This window comes from Actinomyces oris (assembly GCF_001937445.1).
GTDB lineage: Bacteria > Actinomycetota > Actinomycetes > Actinomycetales > Actinomycetaceae > Actinomyces > Actinomyces acetigenes.
Genome location: NZ_MSKS01000007.1, coordinates 16349 through 37398, shown reverse-complemented (window position 1 = coordinate 37398; position 21050 = coordinate 16349). Strand labels below are relative to the sequence as shown.

Here is a 21050-nt window from a genome sequence, read left to right as displayed (position 1 = left end):
GGTGCTCCTGGCAGCAGAGGTGAGGTCACGACGAATTGCTGACATGAGCGAGCGGTGAGCGTGCCGTTGCAATCGCAAATAGATCAAGCGGGAGACCAGCACCAGACAAGAGCTGTTGGTCATCGATGCCTGCCTCGTTGACCACCTCACGGGCCCGAGCAAGCATCGATGGCGCCTCAAGGGATGAAACTCTGCCAGGTTCAGCACGTCGCCAACCGTTCTGTGACATACGAATCATGGCATTCCTATACGTCACGTCTCCCATGACACCGAGTGTACGAGCCCGATAGAGGAGCGCAGCGAGACTGACGCCCCAGTGCTCCTTTAACTCCGCGAGTCTGGCCCAGCCCCGTCCCGCCGTCGTCGCAGGAAGATGCGGCCCGATCTCCTCAGCTGGCATCAAGAACTCCGCGGCGAAGCGGTTGGCTTGCTCCTCTGCAACCTTCCCACCAGGCTCAGCATCGTGGTGCATGATCAGGTGCCCAATCTCGTGGGCAACATCGAAACGCTGTCGATAGTAGTCGTCCTTCACAGGATTGAGCACGATGATTGGGCGCGTACCAGTGTGCAAGGAGTAGGCATCGATCGCCTCGATACCAGGTTTGCTAAACACGACGACCACACCAGCACGCTCTGCCAGCCGGACGAGGTGCTGGATCGGTCCCGGCGTGACCCCGAAGAAGTCCCGGGCTTCACGTGCCACTTCCTCCGGTGAGGCATCAGCTTCATCTGGAGCCACAGGGAGATCAGGCAGCAGCGTCTCGGGAAGCTCAACGATTTTCTCAAGGAGTCCAGCAATTTCCGTGACGAATTGACCGTAAGCTTCCGCCTCGTCCTGAGCGACCTGCGGGGTTGAACGCAACGAACGGAAGTGCGGCTTCTCGACACGAGGAGGGATCCCTCCAGCAAAGAACTGTGGCTCAACCCTCAGCGCCCACGCCAGTTTGGCTACTGTGGCGCGGTTGGGTTGTTTAGCTCCGTTCTCCCAGCCCGTAACCGATGCTGGCGACATCCCGATCAAGTCCGCGAGACGAGCTTTCCGAAGGCCAGCGAGCTGGCGCGCCATCGTCAGTCGCCGCCCATTGAAGAACGACGTGGCATTGGCAAGCGTTTGAGCTGTACGTCGCGTGCTAGCCATTCGAAGTGGCCGCACCTTCGCCCGTCTGTGCCTTCTTGAGACGAACAGCAATCTCCTCAACCTGCATCGAAGGAGCGTTGCCCGGAAGAACAGGGGGCAGGCCCCGCCCTGTCAGCTCAGAAGACGTACCGCCGTCGAGCAGCTGACGACGCCAGTGCCAGCATGAATCTCCCCGAAACTCGGAGTTCTTACTCTGACCGATGTAAAGCTCAAACTTATCGGTGATCGGGTCGTAAGAGTGCGCAGCAACGAGTGTCAATCCCTCGAAGTCATCGCCGTCAGGAATTCCGACGATGCGCTTCAGACCGAATTCTTCAATCGAGAAGAGCACGTCCTGGGTGACGAAAGGTTGCGATGCCACACGTCGTTTCGCATCACTCTTCTGCCCCCAATTGATATGATCGACCTCGCCATACTTGAAGGACTGCAGCAGCACGCGATAGCCATCAGCCGCCCATCCCGGCGAACACCGATAGTCGCTTCGACTGATACGACCAGGGAGGATCGACGGCATTGTCCGCAGAGCTTCTGGTGTGATGCCTTTACCGAGAATGTCTTCACCGAGATTGCTAGCGCCGTCTGGAAGGGCATAGCGCCCATTGGCGGTCGCCCGGTCAAGAAGATCGCGGATGTACTCGAAGTTTAGAACGCCGACGACCATCTGATCATGGCCAGCATCTTCGTCGTAGTCCTGCCCCGTTCGAGCGAAAGCCACGAGAACAGCCCACTTGAGCACCTCGAGCAGCCCGGACTGCCCCAGGCTCTCCAGCGCGTCGTCTTCTGAAGTCATGCCCTCATCATAGCGCAAAGTCAGTATGTGGCGCCCCTGCTTTTACTCTCGGCATGTCATCAGCAGGTCAGTGCCAACTTTCGAGGTGGATCATCTCGTCATGTTGACACGGACGTACCCGCTGAGGCGATGAGCGCCGGAGCGCCTTGCAGCCGACCGGTCACCACCTGCCCCCACCGCCCAAGACAACCGGAACGTTGAAAAAGGTCTGCCCCGCCAGCAAACTGACGGGGCAGACCTCTGAGGTGGTGGAGCTAGGGGGATTCGAACCCCCGACCTTCTCATTGCGAACGAGACGCGCTACCAACTGCGCCATAGCCCCAAGTGCGAACTGATCCTAGCATCGCCGCCGGGAGTCCTGGCAAGTTCGGTGGCGGTGAGCCCGCCCACCGCACCCGGGCCGCCGGGCGACGAGCCGCGGCAGTCCCTGCACTACTCGCCGGCTGCTCGCCGCCCCTCGAGGATGGCGTCGAGGTCGATGGGGTGGAAGAGCTCCTCCTCGTCCTCCACCGGAGCGGGGACGTAGGCGCGGGCCGACTGCGGGCGGGCGGGCACCGGCGCGCAGGTGCCCGGGTCGACCACCGGGTCGGCGTAGGAGCGCCGGGGCGCCCTGGCCGCCAGCGTGTAGGTCGGGGCGGGCACGTGGACCGGGCGCCAACCCTGGGGCGGGGTCGACGTCGTCATCTCCTCCTTGACGGCTCCCCCCGCCTCTGCCGGGGCAGCGGTAGCAGGGGCCTGCGGGCGGCCGACGGGACGGGCAGGCTCGGAGGCAGCCCGGGGAGCGGACTCGGCAGTGCGCCGAGCCGGCTCGGCGGCGACCTGCGGGGACGGGGCCGCAGCCGCGCGCTCTTGCGCCTCCTGCTCAATGGCGGTCGCCTCGGCGAAGAGCTTGCCCCAACCGGACAGGCCGCGGGAGGCTGAGGCCGACAGGGAGGCGACGAAGTCCTTGGTGCGCGGCGGGCTCTCCTCGTCGCCATCGCGGGAGACCGCCTCGCGCACTCCCATGTCCCGGGTGACCCTGCCGGCATGGCGGGAGGGCACGTAGACCGAGGCGCGGCGGGTCGCCTCACGTTCGGCGGCCACCGCGGCTGCGGTCTCATCATCGAGGTCGGCGTCGAGCCTGGCCAGGCGCTCCTCCTCGGAGTCGACGGCTCGGGAGGGACTGCCAGCGGCGGTGAAGGTCGCCTCGGCGGGGCTGCCTGCTGCGGTCTCAGCGGACACGGCGGGCTCAGCCTGCACCGCGCCAGCGGCCTCACGGGGCGACGACGCCGAGCGCGCGGCCGGCCGCTGGACGTCCTCGCGGGCGAGGCGCTCGATGAAGGGATCCTGCGCATCGGAGTCACCGGCGGACTCGACAGACTCAGCCGACACCGCCGACACGGCTGGCGAGGCGGCACTGGCGCCGACAGCACCGCTGGAGGCGCTGTGCGCACCGTCGACGACGGAACGGGGCGCGGCCACGACCGAGGCCGATGAGCGCCGGCCGGTCAGGGTCACCAGGGTCTGCTCGAGCTCGGCGATGCGGCGGCGCTCACGGCGGTCCGCCGCGGCCGAGGCCAGAGCGGCCCGGCGCCCGGCCACCATCGAGGTTCCCAACAGGGCGGTGGGCAGCAGTGCGGGCCACCACGGCAGTGCGGTGACCAGGCCCAGCACCCAGGCGCCGAGCGAGACTCCGAGCAGGACGCTGGCGACGATCCCGCGGTGCGAGGCGGCGACCCGGCGGCGCTCACGCCCCTGGGCGTGAACCTGGCGGGCACGGTCGAGCTCACGCTCGGTGCGCAGGGCGCGCACATTCCTCACGGCGGGCCTGTTCATCACCCTCACCTCCGGTCGACGTCGAAAGAGCTCCGCATGCCCACTGTTCGCGCAGGTGTCGTCGCGTTCGACGGCGGCCGCACCCGTGGCCAGGACCCGCAGCTCAGCCGAGTAGCGGTCCTGGACGTTGGAGCGGCGAGTCATCTCGCGGCGCCCCACCAAAAGCGGAAGGAGGTACACGGAGAGAACCGTGATGAGGGCGATGACTGCCCAGATCTCGATTCCCACACAGCAACCGTAAGCGCGCCCGCCCTCGTCCCCGCGCAGGAACACTCCGGCTTTCCTTCGAAATACCTGGGATTCACGACGTCACACTGTCAGCATGACACCCCTGCCACCACATGAGTCACACGCGTTTCTTCCGTCTCTTTGGGCGCGCCGTGACCGACCGGCCGACAGCCAGCCCGAACGCGCCGTCGCCGCACCCGCCACGACCCCGCGAGCGCCCCGCCCCCACCGGCGCGCACGCCATGAAGAACCGTCATCCGCGCGCCAGTCGCTGCTCGAAGCCGGTGCCATTGGGCCCGTGGACCTCCTCAGCAAGGGCCGCGAAGGAGACGTGGTCGGCCCAGGCTCCGTTGATGTGCATGTAACCGCGGCGCAGCCCCTCCTCGCGCAGCCCGAGACCGCGGCACAGTGCCAGGCTCCGCTCGTTGTCGGGGCGCACGTTGATCTCCACGCGGTGCAGCCCCACCGGCCCCAGCAGGTGGTCCAGGACGAGAGCCACCGCCAGGCGCATGATCCCCCTCCCCTGCCAGGCCGAGCCGATCCAGTAGCCGACCTGGGCGCTGCGCGTGGCCCCCCAGATGATCGGGTCGACGGCGATCTGGCCGGCGAAGGCGCCGTCGACCTCGACGACGAAGGGCATCGCCTCGGCGAGCCGGGCCCGGCGCGTCTGGCGGCGCAGGAAGACCGGGAAGGTGCTCAGCGTCTCCCCGCCGCCGGCCGGCAGGGTGGCCTCCCAGGGGGCGAGTCGGTCGTTGTCCGCCAGCCGCAGCACCCTCCAGGGCGCCTCGTCCTCGGCCCGCAGCTCGCGCACGACGATTGAGGGGCACTCGGGCGACTGCGTGGCACCGGGTCCCCGCTCCTCCTGGGCGACTTCGGGCTCGAGGCGCACCGGCCAGGTGAAGCGCGCCGGCGCCCCGGCCCCGAGCAGCAGGCCGGCGACGGCCCGCCTTAGTCCCCCGCCGAGAGTGCCGGCGGACGTCGTCGAGGCCGAGTCGGACATCAGGCGTCCAACAGGAGGCAGTGGAGGGTGTCGCCGGCCACCACGGTGCTCGTGTCCTCGGGCACGACGGCGATGGCGTTGGCCTCAGACAGGCCGTGCAGCCGGACCGTGCCCGGCGGCGTCGTCGGCTCGGCGCGGTATCCGCGGGAGGGCGAGCCGCTGACGCGCACCGGGACGAACTCGCGCTTGCCGCTCGGGGAGTGCCAGCCCTCGGAGATGGTGGCCGGCAGGCTGGAGCGGTGCAGGGAGGTGCGTCCAGCGATCTGGCGCAGGACCGGGCGCACGAAGGTCTCAAAGGCGATCTGAGCACTGACCGGATCTCCGGGCAGGCAGAAGATTGGGATGCCCTCGACCGTCCCCACACCGAGCTGGCGGCCCGGGGACATGGCGACGGCGTCGAAGCGCACCGAGCCCAGGGGAGCCAGAACGTCTTTGACAGTGTCCCCCTGCCCGACACTCAGGCCCCCGGTGGTGATGAGGACGTCGGCGCGCACCAGCTGGTCCTCGATGGTGTCGGCCAGGGCGCGCAGCTCGTCGGGGACGGCGGCCACCCGGAAGGCCTGGCCGCCGGCGTCGGTGACCGCGCAGGCCAGGGCATGACCGTTGGCGTCGAAGACGTCCCCGGCCTCGCGAGACTGACCGGGCTCGACCAGCTCGTCCCCGATGGAGACCACGACGACGCGCGGGGCGGGCCGCACGCGCACCCGGTGCATCCCAAGGCCCGCCAGGAGGGCCACGTGGCGGGCGCTGATGCGCGCCCCCCGTGTGAGGACGGTGGTTCCCGACTTCACGTCCTCGGCGCGGCGTCGGACGTTGTCGCCGGCCGAGACGGCGCGGTGGATGGCGACCCGGGACTCACCGCGGTCGGTGTCGGCCCAGGGGATGACGGCGTCGGCGCCCAGCGGCATGGGGGCCCCGGAGTCGATGAGGACGGCGGCCCCGGAGACGAGGTGGCAGGGGCGCATGTCGCCGGCGCGCACGGCGTCGACGACGTCGAGCACGAGCGGGTTGTTGTGGTCGGCCTCGGTGACGTCCTTGGCGATGACCGCATAGCCGTCCTGTCCGGCCAGGTCCACGGCGGGCAGGTCGATTCCGGCGACGACGTCCTGGGCCAGGACGCATCCGACGGCGTCGGGGAGGACCACGTCGAGGGGTGCTGCCGCCTGGGCGATCTCCAGGCAGGCGGCCAGGTGCTCGGCCACTGTTCTCATGGCACTCAGGTTACCGTCAGGTTGACGACACGCGCCGTGCCCCGCCGGGACGAACGATTCAGGTGCAAGATGTCATCACCTGCGAGGATGAAGCCATGACGACCGGCGCGCTGGACCTTCCCGATACGGGCCGACTCGAGCCCGACGACGCCAAGGACGAACTGCGCAAGGTGCTGCGGGCGCACCGCCGTGCCCATCACCACCACCCGCCCCAGGGGCACACGGCGGACTGCGAGGCGCTGACCAAGCACGCCCTGGAGGCGGTGGCCGGCGCGCAGAGGGTGGCCGCCTTCGTGTCGGTGGGGGCCGAGCCCTGCACCCGGCTGCTGCTGGAGCGGCTTCACGAGGGCGGCGTCCAGGTCCTGCTGCCGGTGCTCGGACCCCGCCTGGCGCGCTGCTGGGGGCTGTTCCAGGGAAGTGAGGACCTGGCGGAGCGGGCACCGAGGCGGCCTCCGGAGCCCAGCGGCCCCACGCTGCCGGCTGACGCGGTCGGCCAGGTCGACGCCCTCATCATTCCGGCACTGGCCGTGGACAGTGCCGGGCGCCGTCTGGGGCAGGGTGGAGGCTGGTACGACCGGATGCTGCCCCTGCGCTCCCCCGAGGCCCACACCTTCGCCATCCTCCATCCCGAGGAGCTGGTGCCCGGGCCGCTGCCGGTGGAGGAGCACGACGAGCCCGTGGACGCCGTCATCACGGCCCAGGAGTGGTTCCTGCTGGCCGCCGGCTCACCTGCGGCCAGCAGGTCCCCGGAGGTCTGAGCCCGCCGACGTCGCCGACTCCCGGGGGCCACAGGCTCGCCGGAGGCGCCCCCTGTCCACAGCGCCGACGAGCGGGCGTGCCAGAAGGCGACCGGCCACCGACCCTGATGGCATGAGACCTCGCCACGGACTGCCCCACCGCCCCGCTCTCAGCGCCTCGCGGGAGCCTCAGGATCCCCGCGAACAGTCGCCGCGCTCCGTCGCATCCGGCTCCCGCCCGGCCCGTCCGGGCAGGCTGGCCGGGTGGGCCGGGGGCCGTCCATCACTCCTGCTGTGGCGCCATCGCCACCTGGTGGTGGCCCTCTGCCTGGGAACCGCGGTCCTGGTCGCCCTCAGCGTGCTGCGTCCCGGCCCCGAACACGGGCAGCAGGTGCTCGTTGCCTCGCGCTCGATCAGTGCCGGTGTGATCCTCACCGAGCAGGACGTCGCGATCAGCACGCTTCCGGCCGGCGCCCTGCCCCAGTCCCCGTTGACCTCCACGGACCAGGCGGTCGGGAGCCGGGCCGCGATCTCTCTGGAGAAGGGCACGGTGCTGACGGCCTCGATGACCAGCGGCGGCTTGGCCCAGCAGCTGGGAGACGACGAGCGACTGGTTCAGGTGCCCATCGACGTCGGTGCCGAGCTGGCCCACCCCGGCGCACGGGTGGACGTCATCGGGCAGGCCCCCGCGGACTGGACACCATCGGAGCAGGACAGCACTCCCCCGGGCGGAACAGCACAGAATCCCGGAGAGCAGCCCGAGGCCCCCGCCGCTCCGCAGGGCCCGGAGAACAGCGCGACAACGGCTCCCCCAGCCGGCCCCGGCACCCCTTCTTCACCGACCGACCAGGGATCACCAGGATTTCAAGAGTCTTCTCAGAGCATTTCCCAAGGAATACCTGTCGCGTCTTTTGGAACGCACAGCACAGTTCTCTGTTCTGGAGCGCGAGTAGTGGCGATTCAGCAGGCTGGAGAGGGTGGGCAATGGACAGGAAACAAGAAAGTAACACTTATCACACTAGTTATTCCCGCAAGTAGCGTTACTCTGGTAGTTGGTGCGGCTACGAATAGCACGCTCGGCATTGCGCTGAGCCCGTAATGCCGCTGCGGCGTCTTACGCGAATGATAAGACGCTTTCACTTTCAGCCCCCGATGGCGCACCCCCGGCAGACGTCTGCCCGCGCCGCTAGAAAGGATCGCCATGATTAAGGGATTCAAGGAGTTCATTGCGCAGGGCAACGCCCTCGAGCTCGCCGTCGCCGTCATCATCGGTGGCGCCTTCAAGCCGATCGTCGACTCGATCACCACCGTCATCATGACCATCCTCGGTCAGCTCATCGGCCTGCCGAACTTCGACTCACTGGGAGCGTTCTCCCTGTACCAGAACGGTCAGTACACGTTCCACCTGGCCACCGCCCAGGAGCTCGCCACAAACGCTAAGGGCTACGTGATGCCCGGAACGATCATCACCACCGTGATCAACTTCCTCCTCATCGCCGTTGCCGTCTACTTCGCCATTGTCCTGCCGATGAACACGATCAAGGAGCGCATGGCCAAGCAGAAGGCCGAGGAGGAGGCCAAGGAGGTCACCGACGTCGAGCTGCTCACCGAGATCCGCGACCTGCTCTCGGCCAACGCCGCCAAGCAGTGAGTCCCGCAGCGATCTGATCATCGCCTCAGCGGAAGGCCCCGCCGATCCTCATGATCGGCGGGGCCTTCCGCTTTCCTGCGCCGCAGCGTCATGTGCTGCTCATGACTGCTGGAGCTTTCGGGTGTCACGACATCCGAGGCAGAGGCCGGACGAGCACTCCTGAGATCGCTTGCTCATGTCGGCCCGGGGCGGTCGTGGCCGTTCATAGATACTGCGGTGGCGTTCTGCGTGTACTGCACGAGGGCGGGGTGCTACTGGAGGAGGTTCGGGGATACTGCAGGTAGGTGGGGCCCTCGTGCAGTACGCACAACCCCCGGCCACCGGGCTCCCCCATTGAGCGAGCGCCTCGCGTTCGTAGGGTAGCCCTCGCGTTCGTACCTTTAACCCCCGAACGCGAGGCATAAGGTACGAACGCGACGGCGGCCTACGCGGCCGACTTCGCCGCCANNCTTTAACCCCCGAACGCGAGGCATAAGGTACGAACGCGACGGCGGCCTACGCGGCCGACTTCGCCGCCAAAGCACCACGAAGTCGGCCCTATCCTCGCCTCCAGGACGATCAGCCCCAGTGCGGGGGGACGTCGCGCCGGAGGCGGGCGTCATTGGAGCCTGCACCACCGGGGGCGGGGGCGTCGAGTCCCTCTGCGGGGCCGCTGAGGGCGTCATGCTCGTAGTCGGCCCTCGCCAGGTCCTCCGGGCTCTGGCCGCGGGCCACACGCGCCTGGTCCCGGGCCGAGAGGGCCACCACCCGACGGCGACGGCGCGTGCTCCCGCACCCAGGCGTCACGCCGCCGGCTGTGGCGGGCTCCGCCTCCGAGGCCCGCGCACAGCCCGATCCACCTGCCCCGGCGGCATCATTCACGCCGTCACTCGCGGCATCATTCATGACAGCCCGGTCATTCACTGCGTCATCCAGCACCGCTCGGGCAGCTCAGCGGGTACGCCGCACAGCATTGGCCAGGACGGCGTCGATCCCCGAGCCGCGGCGGCGCAGAGCCAGCGCAGACCTCAGCTCCTCGACCTCCCCGGCCTCAGAGCGGCTCACGCCGTCGGAGCGGATCCAGGCCATGAGGTCATCGAGCTGGTCGTCGGAGTAGGCCTGCAGCGGCAGCCCCTGGGCGATGCGGGGGCGCTCGGTGCGCTCATGGGCCTCGGCGGCCTCGGCCTCGGACGCCTCCTCGGGAACGGCTCGCACCGCGTCGTCGACGCGCTCGGGCACGGCCTCCATGGCCGGGGCGGCCTCGCCCTGGCGCTCCACCAGGACGGCCAGGACGAGCTCCTCCACGGCTCTCGCCTCGGCCTCCGGGTCCACGAACACCCCGGCGGAGAAGGCCATGTGGACGTGCCACCCGCGCCGCTCGAGGCGTTCGACGCGGTGCCGGTCGCGTCGGCGCAGGCTGGGCTCGGAGACGTAGTCGACGTCGTCGGTCAGGACCGCCACGAGCAGCTCGTCGGGGTAGTCGGGGTGGCCGATGGCCAGCGGGATGCGCACGCCGCCGTCGGTCCCGTAGCGGGGCACGACAGACAGGCCCTTGCGCCACAGGTGCTCGGCCAGGTCCACCAGGAGCCGGTCGGGCACCTTGCCGGCGGAGTTTCCGGACTGGGAGGAGTCCTCGGCCCGGGCCAGGACCTCACGCAGCAGGCGCGCCCCGGGAGCGCGCAGGCGGTCGCGGTCGATGTCGCCGGCGGCCAGGCAGGAGACCACCTGGGTGCTGCCCCGCGAGGCGCACAGGGCCTCGACGAGCCCCACCATGCCGCTGTGGTCCGAGACGGGCCCGAAGTTGTGGATGGTGCGTCCGTGCGGGGTCTTGGCGTAACCCACCGAGATGATGATGTGGTCGCGCTGGAGGGCGCGGGCCTCGGCCAGCTCGACGACGGTGAAGGGCTCTGCCGCCCCGGGGGCGAAGAACTCCTCCAGTGCGGGGGCGCCGGCGGCCGCCCGGGTGATGGCCGAGCGCAGGGCCTCGGCGTGCAGGTGGTTGAGGGCGATGACGGCAAGGGATTCCTCGGGCCGGGTCAGGGCCCGGTCGATGACCATGTCGACGACGCGGGTGACCTCGGCCTCCACCGTCTCCACCGCGGTCTGCCCGGGCGCCGGCATGCCCCGCCCGTCCACGAGCTCCAGGGTCAGGGAGGTGTCCCCCGGCGGGGAGGGCACGGCCTCGACGACCCCCTCGTAGCCGTTGGCCGCCAGGAAGGAGGCGATGCCGGCGTCAAGGCTGTTGCGGGCCGTCGGCAGGGTGCGCGAGGGCAGGAGCGGGCCGAGCTCGGCGGCCAGACCTGTCGTGGCGCGCCGGGAGTCGCCGACGACGAGCACCTGCTCGGCGCGTACGAAGGCGGGCAGCACCTGCGGGACGGGCATGGGCGTGGAGGCGTCCAGCACGGCCAGGTCCACCACCGCGGTGGGCGAGAAGATCTGGGGCACGAGCGTAGGCGGGACGATCCAGATCGGCCGGGCCAGCAGAGCCATGGGGTGGGCGTCGATGATCTCCCGCAGGGGGACACCGTCCTCGCGGGCCAGCGCGATGTACAGGACGCGGGCGTCGGCCTTGTCCTGCTCGACGGCGGCCCGCACCCGCCGGGCACAGGCCTGGGCCACAGGGCCGGACAGGGAGCGCGTGTGGGCGGCGTCGAGCTCGCGCAGCGAGACGGCCATCTGGGACAGGGCGCGCGCGTCGAGACCGCCGAGGTCGGGGTCGGCGGCGAGGATCTGCGCCAGCAGGGAGGACCACCAGCAGTAGGTGAGCTCGGGCTCGAGCTGGTCGGCCTCGACGCCGCGGGCGGCCATGTCAGCCACGAAGTCGTTCAGTCCCAGGGCCTCGAGCTCAGTGCGGATGCGGTTGACCTCGGGGAGCTTCTGGGCGGTGAGGTCGTCGGCGGCCAGAGAGCGGGCCAGCTCCAGGAGATCCTCCAAAGGCATCTCCATGAGCACCGGGGAGTCCTGGGCTCGCCCCAGCAGCGGCTGGACCTCGGCCACGGCGCCGCGGGCGCGCCCGGCGGTGCGCCGCATCTCGTCCAGCCCCTGGGGCAGGCGGGGCCAGCCGCCGTCGGGGTCGTGGCGGCGCCACACCTCGCGGCGGCGCTGGACCTTGACCAGCTCGGCGTGCAGGTCGTCGACGACGCGGCCCGGCCGCACCAGATCGTTGGCCTGCCGCGTGAAGCGCCGGCGCCGCGAGCCGTCCATGTGGATGCCCCGCTCGTCGCGCCAGCGCTTGGAGGCGGTGGCGATGACCATGTCGGCGGCGGAGCGCTCGAAGACCTCGGGCAGGAAGACGTCCAGGGACTCGCGCACGCCGTCGAACATGTCGAGCTGCTCGATCCACTGGCCCAGGTTGCGGGCCCGGCTCAGGCCCGTGGTGCGGGCGACCACGGCCGTGTGCTCCTGAATGGTGGGCAGCAGGTCGTTGGCCAGGGCGCGCAGGTGGACGAGCGCGTCGGTGGCCTCGTCCATGTCCTCCACCGGGATCCCGTTCCAGGCGCTGGAGGAGACCTCCGGGGTGAACAGCCCCAGGGTGTGCCCGCGGCGCAGGAGGCCCAGGGCCCGCTCCCGGCCGTCCTCGTCAAGGCGGCCCAGGTGCTCGGCGTCGATGCGGGCCCGGGTGGTCGCCCGGTCACGGCGGCTGGTGAGCTCGGCGAGCTTCTGCAGCGCCTCGTAGGCGGAGACCGACCAGGGCTCGCGAGGCCGGTGCAGGGCGCGCACGTAGCGGTCCAGGCGGGAGCGCACCGAGGTGAGGCGGTCCCGCATGGAGATGATCCCGGCGACGTCGAGCTGGGGCGGCTGGACGCCCAGGCTCTCGCGGATGCCCTCGGAGGCGTGCTGGCGCCAGGCGGCGTCCTCGGTGAGATCCAGGACCATGGATCCCAGGCCCTCCTCGCGCAGGGCGGCCGCGACGGCGTGCCCGTCGGCGCTGGTGGCGGGCACGTGCAGCACGGTGCGTCCGGAGGCGGCGGCGTCGGCGAAGACGGCGGCCAGGGTGCCGGCGACGTCGGAGCCGGGGGGTGCGTCGATGAGGAAGCTCGCGCCGGTTCCCACCGCCTCGATGACGTCGAGCTGGGCGGGCTCCAGGTCGCCCACGCCGCGCTCGGCGCCGGGGGCCCGGTCGGTGGGGACGGCCGGGGGAAGCTCGACGCTGAGGGCCTCGCGGGCGCCCTCGTCCCCGGCGATGGCGGCGACCAGGGCGGAGGTGCGCGAGCGATCCAGGACGGCGTCGAAGTCCTCCACCAGGGCCTGGCCGGGGTGCACGAAGGCGCCGACGACGAGGCGCTCGTGGATCTCGAAGCCGGGCAGGAACTGCCGGCCCAGGGCGCCGATGCGGGCCAGGGCCGCACGCGGTGTGAAGCCCGCCGAGGACAGGGCGGCGCTGGCAATGTCCCCGATGTCGGTGGTGCACTGGTAGCGGCGCAGGGCCCGGGTGAGAACCGGGTTGACCTCGATGGTGGGGTCGAGGGTGAGGGTGGCGTCCGCGGTGGCGCTGGTCAGGCGCACGGGGCGCAGTAGGACGGGGGCGTTGACCGTGCGCACGCGCGGCGCCGAGGGGTCCTCGGGGACGGTCAGGCCGGCGGCAGCCAGGGCGTTGCGGGCGGCGTGCTCAGCGGCGATGCGCTCGACGTGCGGGATCTGGGCGGTCAGGTCCGCCTCCGGTGAGGCGCCGTCGGCCAGGTTGATGCTGCCGTCGTCCTCGCCGTCCTCGGGGACCGTCTCGTTCCAGGTGGCCACCCCGATGGCCAGGTAGACCGGTGCGACGCCGAACTGGCGGGCCAGGACGTCGGTGCGCGCCGAGACCTCCCGCAGGGACTGGCGGGCCTCGCCCAGGGCGTTGCGCTCGCGCACGATGCTGGACAGGTTGGTGGGGCGGCCGGCGTAGAGCTGAGCCAGGCCGGAGGGGTGGGCGGCGGTCAGGTCGACGACGCCGTCGAGCAGGGTGATGTCGTCCAGGCTGGCTACGCCCCCCAGGTCCACGAGCTGGCTGCGCCAGGTGGACAGGGCCGTGTCAATGCGCTCGCGCCGCTCGACGTCCGCCGCGCTCAGCGGCGGTGCGGGGGCGGGGCGCACCGGGGCGGGAGGCGCCGGCGCGGGGGCGGGCTCGGGCTGGCGCGGCGCCGCGGCCAGGGCCCCCAGGTCCGCGGCGAAACGCCGTCGACTCGCGGTTTGATCCGAGCCGGCCGAGGATCGGGCACCCTTGCGTTCATCCTCCCGCAGGGCAGCATCGCGCCGTTTGCGGCCGAAGGAGAAGAACGAAGGCGTCATACGCTCAAGATATAGGCCGATCGACCCTTGGGCGTGGAGACGCACCGCGGCGTGGCACGCCCCATGGGCCGGCGTCGGCCGGCGCCCGCCAGCACCGGTATCCGCCGGCCGGCAGCGACCGACGCGCAGTGCGCCTGCCACCGGCGTGCAGGGACACCGGGTGGAATCGATCGGGTCCGTCGGGCGGCGAGGCCTGCCGAGCGGACCCGGTGGTGTCAGTGCCCTCGATTGGATTCGAACCAACGACACCCGCTTTAGGAGAGCGGTGCTCTATCCCCTGAGCTACGAGGGCCTGGGGGGAAGACTACCAGCGGATCGACCCGCCCATGACCACTCGGGTCACGGGGCGGCGCCGCGACGAGCGAAGGTGGGCTCGCCGCGGCGGGGGGGGACCTCAGGCCCGACCCCACGGGGTGGAGGTGCGCGAGGTGCGCCGCTCCCCCTTGGCCTGGTGCGTGGGGGCGACCAGCACGGGGCAGGAGGCGTGAGACAGGACGGCCTGGCTGGTGGAGCCCAGCAGGAGTCCGGAGAAGCCCCCGCGTCCACGCGAGCCAACCACGATGAGGTCCACGGCGGTGGAGAACTCTGCCAGGAGCTCGGCCGGGTTGCCGTCCAGGGCGTGGCGGCGCACTGTGACGCCCTCGTGGCCCTCGAGGGCCTCGTTGATGGCGCGGTCAAGTCCCGAGCGGACATCAGCCAGGACCTGCTCACGGTCGACGGCGGCCGGCAGCCAGGCCAGCGCCCCGGCCCCGGAGGCCATCGGCACGGCGGCGATGGCGGTGAGCTCGGCGCCCCACGCCTCCGCCTCGGTCACGGCCCACTTGAGGGCCCGGCGGGCCGAGGAGGAGCCGTCGACCCCGACGACGATGCGGCGCACCGGCGTGTAGTCGGCACCCTCGTTGTGCTGGGGCACGACGACGGCCGGGCAGTGGCTGTGCGCGGGCAGGGCCGAGGAGACGGTTCCCAGGAGCCGGTCGGCGAAGCCGCCGCCTCCCCGAGTGCCGACGACGGCCAGCGTCGCCTCCTCGGAGAGGTCGACGAGAACCCCGGCCGGGTCCCCGGTCTCCAGGGAGGAGGTGACGGCCACACCGGACTTCTTGACACGCTCGACTGCCTCATCAATGACAGCCTGGGCGCCGGACCTGATGGCCGAGTCGTCGAGTGCCGCGTAGCCGCCGTCGAGGGAGGCGGTGGTGAAGGAGGGCAGGGAGTAGGCGCACAGGATGTGGACGCGCCAGCCCTGGCACTCGGCGCGCGCCACGGCCCAGTCCACTGCCGCCAGGGACTCCGGTGAACCATCGACTCCAACGAGGACGACGTTGTCATCAGTCATGGGATCTGCCCTTTCTCGAGATAACGGTCTGCGACCCAAGGAACATTCTGCCCCGAAAAGGGGTGTGGGGACCACCACATGAGACGGTTGTCCTCATTTTGCTCCCCGGAGGCGCCCCGATGACCGGCCTGACACGCCGTGAGGGGCGGGCGCCAAATGGCACCCACCCCTCACGGTGAAGACTTCAGCGTCTGGGATCAGCCGACGCGGACGAAGCTCGGGGAGCCCCAGAGGTCGCGGTAGACCACACCGGTGTCCTCGCTGCCGGCGTCGATGACCTTGCCGTCACCGGCGTAGATGCCGACGTGGCCGGGCCAGGTGACGAGGTCGCCGGGCTGGGCCTCAGCGGCGGACACCGGGGTGCCGGACACGGCCTGCTCGCCGGAGGTGCGGGGCAGGTTGATGCCGACCTGGGAGTACACGTACTGCGTGAAGCCGGAGCAGTCGAAGGCGTTCGGGCCGGAGGCGCCCCACACATAGGGGGAGCCCACGTACTGCATGGCGATGGCCACGACAGAGGAGTTGGCGGTGCCGGTCGGCGCGGAGGCCGGGGTGGCCTGCGTGTCAGCGGAAGCGGCGTCAGTGCCCTGGTCCGCAGCAGGGGCGGCGGCCTCGGAGGAGTTCTGCTCGGACTGAGCAGCGGAGGTCTCAGGGGCGGCGGGCGTCTGAGGAGCCGCAGGGGTGGGGGCGACGGCCTCCACCTCCGGGACAGCCTCGGTGACCCAGTTCGCCTGGGCGATGGTGATCTGCTGACGGGCAGCCAGGGCCTCGCGGGCGTTGGCGGCGAAGATGCCAACCCCGGGGGTCACGCCGGAAGCCTCGATGGTGCCAGAGGAGGTGACCTCGGTGTGGCCGGCGGCGTTGGCTCCCGAAGCGATCATGGTCAGGGCGAGGCCGGACGAAGCGGCGACAGCCAGACCGCGGCGTGCGGTGGGAGCAAAGTCATCCAGTGGGGTAAGGGCGCGGGTGGCTTTGCGGTGACGTGCGGTGGTGCGTGAGGACATGAATGCTTTCTCCTGTTGAGCCGACGAGGTGAGCTGTCGGGTTCGGACTGGAGACGTCCGGCCCGCAGATGCGGGCTTCACCCCAAGGCCGCTTCGGCTGTTCGCCTGGGCGACCGGTAGTTGGTTCCCCCGTTCCTGCCACTTGAGTTGTTGGTTCCACGTGCCTCAGATCGAGTGGCAGGACTAAGCCCCGATCCGAGACGTCACCGAGACGGTTGTCTGCGGCAACGACCTGAACGCTACATGACAGACCCACGCTTCGTCACGGCTAGGTGTCACACACTGTTGTGAGCCGAAGCACTATGAAGCGCTTCTCGCTTTTATCCATATTGACCCAGGGACCTCAGTCCATCGGCGCACTCGCAGGAGAAACAGGAAATGCGCGATATTCCGCGGAAAAATTACATCCGCCTCGACGGGCTCCCGACATAGGCCCTGCGTCCCAGCGTTTATGGGACCCCACAGCGAGGGCATCCGGCGGGCCGTCAGACGGACCGCGAGACAGTCTCCCGAATCTCACTTACTGAGACAGAAAACACCCCTCAAAACCCCTGCCTGCACAGAGTATTTTCAGGCTCCCTTGAGAGTCCTGACAGGCAGGCCGAGCGCCGTCGCTCAGCGCTGTACGAAGAGGTGACGGGCGACGTCGTCGGCCAGGACCACGGGGTCACCGGAGGGCCCCACGAGCCTCACCCCGCCGGCGCTGACGCGCAGCTCCACCTCGGCTCCGGCGACGATCTGGGCGTCCTCGAGGCTGGCGAGGATCTCCGCGTCAGCCTGGATCGGCTCCCCAATGCGACTGATGACGGCCGTGGTGGTATCGCGTCCGGCGACGTGGTCCACGCCGACCTCATCGGCGGACGGCCTCGGGTGCTCCGCGGTCCGTGGCGGGACGGGGTTGCCGAAGGGGTCGGTGGAGACGTCATCGAGAATGACGGCGAGGCGCTCCTCGACCTGCTCGCTCATGACGTGCTCCCAACGACAGGCCTCCTCGTGGACGAATCGGCGCTCGATGCCGATGACGTCCAGCAGCAGTCTTTCAGCGAGCCGGTGCTTGCGGATCACGTCGGTGGCGCGCCTGCGTCCCTCATCGGTGAGCTCGAGGGAGCGGTCCTCGGCGACCTTGATGAGGCCGTCGCGCTCCATGCGCGCCACCGTCTGGGAGACCGTGGGGCCCGAGTGGTCGAGACGCTCGACGATGCGGGCACGCAGCGGCGGGACGCCATCCTCCTCAAGCTCATAGACGGTCTTGAGGTACATCTCGGTGGTATCGATCAGCTCGGTCATGGGGGTGGGCTCCTGCTTGAGGTGGGTTACCGCGGCCATTCGATGCCTTCGGAGGGGGCTCGCTCACCGAACCGCGTTCCTCGACAGGATATGCGGCATCCTGTGATGTGGGCCAGTACCGCCTGAAAGCGCGCCGATCCTCGGATGGGGAGGACTCCCCAGTGTCTGGGAGATGCGCCACGGGTAGCGTACGTATTACTCGTTCGGTGACCCGTGCGGCCCGGTCAGCGGTGGCCGAGTGGCATGAACCGGCTTCCGGTGGGTTCCGGTGGGTGTCAGTCGGCGCTAGTCGGCGTCGTCGGCACGGGTCTGCTGCGAAGTCTGCGGCTTCGGCGCGGCCCTGAGGTAGGGGCGGGTGGAGGAGTAGTGCAGGGACAGGTTCCAGTGCCTGTAGCTCCAGGCGGCGGCCACCAGCGCGGTGAGGACAGCGCTCAGGCCGCCGACCGCGATCGCGATGCGCGGCCCCCAGGCGTCGGCCACCCAGCCGATGAGCGGAGAGCCGAGCGGCGTCGACCCCAGGAAGAACATCATGTAGATGCTTAAGACCCGCCCGCGCATGGACGGCTCGGTGGTCATCTGCACGGTCTGGTTGGCGCTGGTCAGGAGGGTCAGGACGCACAGACCCACCGGGATCGTCATGACCATGAAGGTCGGGTAGGTGGGCATAACGGCCAGCAGGAGGGTGAACACCCCCAGGGCGAGGGCCGCCAGCACGACCGTGCGGGGGCGGGGGTTGCGGCGCCTGGCCGCCCACAGGGCCCCGGAGAGGGACCCGACGGCGAAGACTGAGGAGACGGTGCCGTAGGCGTCGGACTCCAGGTGGAAGACGGTGCGCACCATCGCGGCCATGGTGACCTGGAAGTTGAGGGTGAGCATGGAGACGACGGCGACCACGGCGATGATGACGACGAGGTCCGTGCGGCCGCGCAGGTAGGTCAGGCCCTCGCGGAGCTGGCCGGCGGCGCGGTGGACGCGGGGCATGTCCACAAGCTCGTTCACGCGCATGGCGACCAGCGCCACGGCCGGGAAGACGAAGGTGGCGGCGTTGACGGCGAAAACCCAACCGGCACCGACCCAGGCGATGACGACGCCGGCGAGGGCCGGCCCCAGGAGGCGGGCGGCGTTGAAGGAGGCCGAGTTGAGGCCCACGGCGTTGGACAGGTGCTCGGCGGGCACCATCCGGGCCACGAAGGTCTGGCGGGCGGGGGCGTCGTAGGCGGCGGCGACACCCGTGAGGAAGGCGGCCAGGTAGACGTGCCACAGGCGGGCGGTGCCGGCCAGGACGTCGAGGGCGAGGATCGCGGAGACCAGGCCCATGGCGCTCTGAGTGAGGATGAGGAACTTGCGCTGGTCGACCCGGTCGGCGACGAGGCCGGCGTGGGCGGACAGCAGCAGCATGGGGAGGAACTGCAGGGCCGTGGTCAGGCCGGTGGCGGAGGCGGAGTCGTCGGTGAGGACGCGCAGCACCAGCCAGTCCTGCGCCACGCGCTGCATCCAGGTCCCGGTGTTGGCCACAAGAGCGGACAGGAACCAGATCCGGTAGTTGTGGAATCTCAAGGAGGCGAAGATGCCTCCGCCGGGGCGGCGCTGTGAGGTCGTGCGAGTCATGTCCTGAAGCTGTGAAGACGTGAGGAGTGGGTTGACGAGTGTGGCGTGACGGGGTGTCGGTGTCCACAGCGCTGACATCAATCCTGCATCGGCGCTGCACGTCGAGGAAGAACCGCAGCATTCCAACGATTCTCGCCGAGTGTGTCGACGGTGGGCTCGTTCATGTCAGCGCTGTGGACACCAAGCCGTGGAACTGATTGACTCTGCGGTGCCTTGGCGGCGAAGTCGGCCGCGTAGGCCGACGTCGCGTTCGTACCTTATGCCTCGTGTTCGGGGGTTCAGTGTACGAACGTGAGGGCTACCCTACGAACGCGCGACCTACCCTACGAACGCGAGGCGCGAGGTTAGCGAGGCTAAGAGGCGCGGAATGCCGCCCACAGGCTCCGGAGTGTCCACACCGTCATCACCCAATGAGGGGCGGCCTCCGGCGGCAGCGCCGGAGGCCGCCGACCTCGTCAGGAGACGCCGAGGATCGCCTTGATCGGGGCGAGGGTGAAGTAGACGACGAACATCGCGCAGGCCACCCACATGAGCGGGTGGATCCTCCGCGCCCTCCCCTGAGCCACCTCGACGACCAGATAGGACACGAAGCCGGCCCCGATCCCGTTGGTGATCGAGTAGGAGAAGGGCATCATGATGATGGTCAGGAAGGCCGGCAGGGCGATCTCCGGGGACTTCCAGTCGATGTCGGTCACCTGCATCATCATGAGGAAACCGACCACCACGAGCGCCGGGGTGGCCGCCTCGTAGGGGACCATCTTGACCAGCGGCGCGAAGAACATGGACAGGGCGAACATAATGCCGGTGACCACGGAGGCCAGGCCCGTGCGAGCCCCCTCCCCCACGCCCGCGGCGGACTCCACGTAGGAGGTGTTGGAGGAGACGCCCCCAAGACCACCAGCAATGGCAGCCAGGGAGTCGACGACAAGGATCTCGCGCGTCTTGGGCGGGTTGCCGTGCTCGTCGAGCAGGTCGCCCTCGGCGCCGATGGCGACCATGGTGCCCATCGTGTCGAAGAAGTCGGCCAGCAGCAGGGAGAAGACCAGGAGGATCACCGAGATGATCCCGACCTTGTGGAGGCTGCCCAGCAGGCTGAAGTGGCCCAGCGTGGACAGGCTCGGCAGGTCCACCGGGAAGCCGTCCAGGTGCGGCTCCGACAGGGACCAGCCGGTGAGATTGAGGGTGCCCTTCTCCGGGTCGTCGTTGAAGGGGCCCAGGTGGGCAAAGGCGTCAATGACAATGGCCAGGACCGTGGCCGAGGCGATGCCGATGAGGATGGCGCCGCGGACCTTGCGCACGTGGAGCACCACCATGAGGAAGAGCCCGAAGAGGAAGACGAGGACCGGCCAGCCCTGGAGGGAGCCGCCCAGGCCCAGCTCCAGGGGGGTACCGCCGCGGCGCACCATCTTGGCGTCCACCAGGCCGATGAGCGCGATGAACAGGCCGATGCCCACCGAGATCGCGGTCTTGAGCTGGTCCGGGACGGCCTTGAAGACGGCCTCCCGGAAGCCGGTGAGCACCAGGACCAGGATGATGACGCCCTCGATGACGACGAGGCCCATGGCGTCGGCGTAGGTCATGCCCTGGGTGCCCACGAGGGTGTAGGCGACCATCGCGTTGATCCCCAGGCCCGCGGCCAGGGCCATCGGGTAGTTGGCGACAACGCCCATGAGGATCGTCATGACTGCGGCGACGAAGGCGGTGCCGGCGGCGAGCTGGGCCTCGGTTCCTGGAGGGCTCGCCTTGGACAGGATCGCGGGGTTGAGGACGAGGATGTAGCTCATCGAGAAGAAGGTGACGATGCCGCCACGGATCTCTCGGGAGATGCTCGAACCGCGTTCAGTGATGTGGAAGAACCGATCCAGTCGGGAGACCTGACTGGGCGAGGACGAAGATGAGGACTTCGTCGGGGTACGTGTGCTCACGGCGGCATTCTTCCAGATCATCACGCGCTGAGCGAAACCCGACGGTTGCCCCACGACAACACGACGCGTTATCGAA

The 21050-nt window shown here is 69.6% G+C and carries 15 protein-coding genes, 2 tRNA genes and 1 riboswitch; of the genes, 3 read left to right on the top strand and 14 right to left on the bottom strand.

Annotated elements, in window-relative coordinates; genetic code table 11:
• Positions 1-25 precede the first annotated feature (25 nt).
• The 6 genes from BKH20_RS02275 to BKH20_RS02250 form a co-directional block, all read right to left on the bottom strand.
• Positions 26-1138, bottom strand: a complete 1113-nt coding sequence (locus tag BKH20_RS02275) for a helix-turn-helix domain-containing protein (RefSeq protein WP_075389776.1) — start codon at positions 1136-1138, stop codon at positions 26-28.
• On the bottom strand, positions 1131-1928 hold the full coding sequence (locus BKH20_RS02270) for a hypothetical protein (protein ID WP_075389775.1): 798 nt from the start codon (positions 1926-1928) through the stop codon (positions 1131-1133). Before BKH20_RS02270 ends, BKH20_RS02275 begins: the two co-directional genes overlap by 8 nt.
• A 246-nt stretch (positions 1929-2174) precedes the next feature.
• Positions 2175-2250 (bottom strand) — tRNA-Ala (locus BKH20_RS02265).
• A gap of 110 nt (positions 2251-2360) precedes the next feature.
• Positions 2361-3971, bottom strand: coding sequence for a hypothetical protein (locus tag BKH20_RS02260; RefSeq protein WP_256692985.1), 1611 nt, complete (start codon positions 3969-3971; stop codon positions 2361-2363).
• Between the two features lie 253 nt (positions 3972-4224).
• Complete coding sequence (locus BKH20_RS02255) at positions 4225-4971, bottom strand: GNAT family N-acetyltransferase (RefSeq protein ID WP_075389773.1); 747 nt, start codon at positions 4969-4971, stop codon at positions 4225-4227.
• A complete protein-coding gene (locus BKH20_RS02250; protein ID WP_075389772.1) occupies positions 4971-6182 on the bottom strand; it encodes a molybdopterin molybdotransferase MoeA in 1212 nt (403 codons plus the stop codon). The genes BKH20_RS02255 and BKH20_RS02250 overlap by 1 nt, the downstream gene beginning before the upstream one ends.
• A gap of 95 nt (positions 6183-6277) precedes the next feature.
• Here BKH20_RS02250 and BKH20_RS02245 point away from each other — a divergent pair, with 95 nt between their 5' ends.
• The 3 genes from BKH20_RS02245 to mscL all read left to right on the top strand — a co-directional run bounded on the left by BKH20_RS02245 (position 6278) and on the right by mscL (position 8570).
• The gene (locus BKH20_RS02245; RefSeq protein WP_075389771.1) at positions 6278-6940 is read left to right on the top strand and encodes a 5-formyltetrahydrofolate cyclo-ligase; all 663 of its coding nucleotides are present in this window, start codon (positions 6278-6280) and stop codon (positions 6938-6940) included.
• Between the two features lie 292 nt (positions 6941-7232).
• Complete coding sequence (locus BKH20_RS02240) at positions 7233-8018, top strand: SAF domain-containing protein (protein WP_075389770.1); 786 nt, start codon at positions 7233-7235, stop codon at positions 8016-8018.
• Between the two features lie 102 nt (positions 8019-8120).
• Positions 8121-8570 (top strand): large conductance mechanosensitive channel protein MscL, encoded by a 450-nt coding sequence (gene mscL / locus BKH20_RS02235; RefSeq protein ID WP_075389769.1) that lies wholly within the window; start codon positions 8121-8123, stop codon positions 8568-8570.
• A gap of 558 nt (positions 8571-9128) precedes the next feature.
• Here mscL and BKH20_RS02230 read toward each other — a convergent pair.
• The 8 genes from BKH20_RS02230 to BKH20_RS02195 form a co-directional block, all read right to left on the bottom strand.
• Entirely contained in the window at positions 9129-9455 is a 327-nt protein-coding gene (locus BKH20_RS02230; protein ID WP_081381562.1) for a hypothetical protein, read from the bottom strand.
• A gap of 45 nt (positions 9456-9500) precedes the next feature.
• A complete protein-coding gene (locus BKH20_RS02225) occupies positions 9501-13817 on the bottom strand; it encodes a DNA helicase (protein WP_075389768.1) in 4317 nt (1438 codons plus the stop codon).
• A 219-nt stretch (positions 13818-14036) separates the two neighbouring features.
• Positions 14037-14109: transfer RNA gene (locus BKH20_RS02220), tRNA-Arg, on the bottom strand.
• A gap of 102 nt (positions 14110-14211) precedes the next feature.
• Entirely contained in the window at positions 14212-15150 is a 939-nt protein-coding gene (locus tag BKH20_RS02215) for a universal stress protein (RefSeq protein WP_003788970.1), read from the bottom strand.
• 197 nt (positions 15151-15347) lie between these two features.
• Complete coding sequence (locus BKH20_RS02210) at positions 15348-16154, bottom strand: C40 family peptidase (RefSeq protein WP_075389767.1); 807 nt, start codon at positions 16152-16154, stop codon at positions 15348-15350.
• 3 nt (positions 16155-16157) lie between these two features.
• A riboswitch (cyclic di-AMP (ydaO/yuaA leader) is annotated at positions 16158-16313 on the bottom strand.
• 456 nt (positions 16314-16769) lie between these two features.
• Positions 16770-17441, bottom strand: coding sequence for a metal-dependent transcriptional regulator (locus BKH20_RS02205; protein WP_075389766.1), 672 nt, complete (start codon positions 17439-17441; stop codon positions 16770-16772).
• Positions 17442-17726: 285 nt separating this feature from the next.
• Positions 17727-19049, bottom strand: coding sequence for an MFS transporter (locus BKH20_RS02200; RefSeq protein ID WP_075389765.1), 1323 nt, complete (start codon positions 19047-19049; stop codon positions 17727-17729).
• A 455-nt stretch (positions 19050-19504) separates the two neighbouring features.
• Positions 19505-20995 carry an NCS2 family permease gene (locus BKH20_RS02195; protein WP_178388538.1) on the bottom strand — a complete coding sequence of 497 codons (1491 nt, stop codon included), beginning with the start codon at positions 20993-20995 and terminating at the stop codon, positions 19505-19507.
• Between the last annotated feature and the right edge of the window lie 55 nt (positions 20996-21050).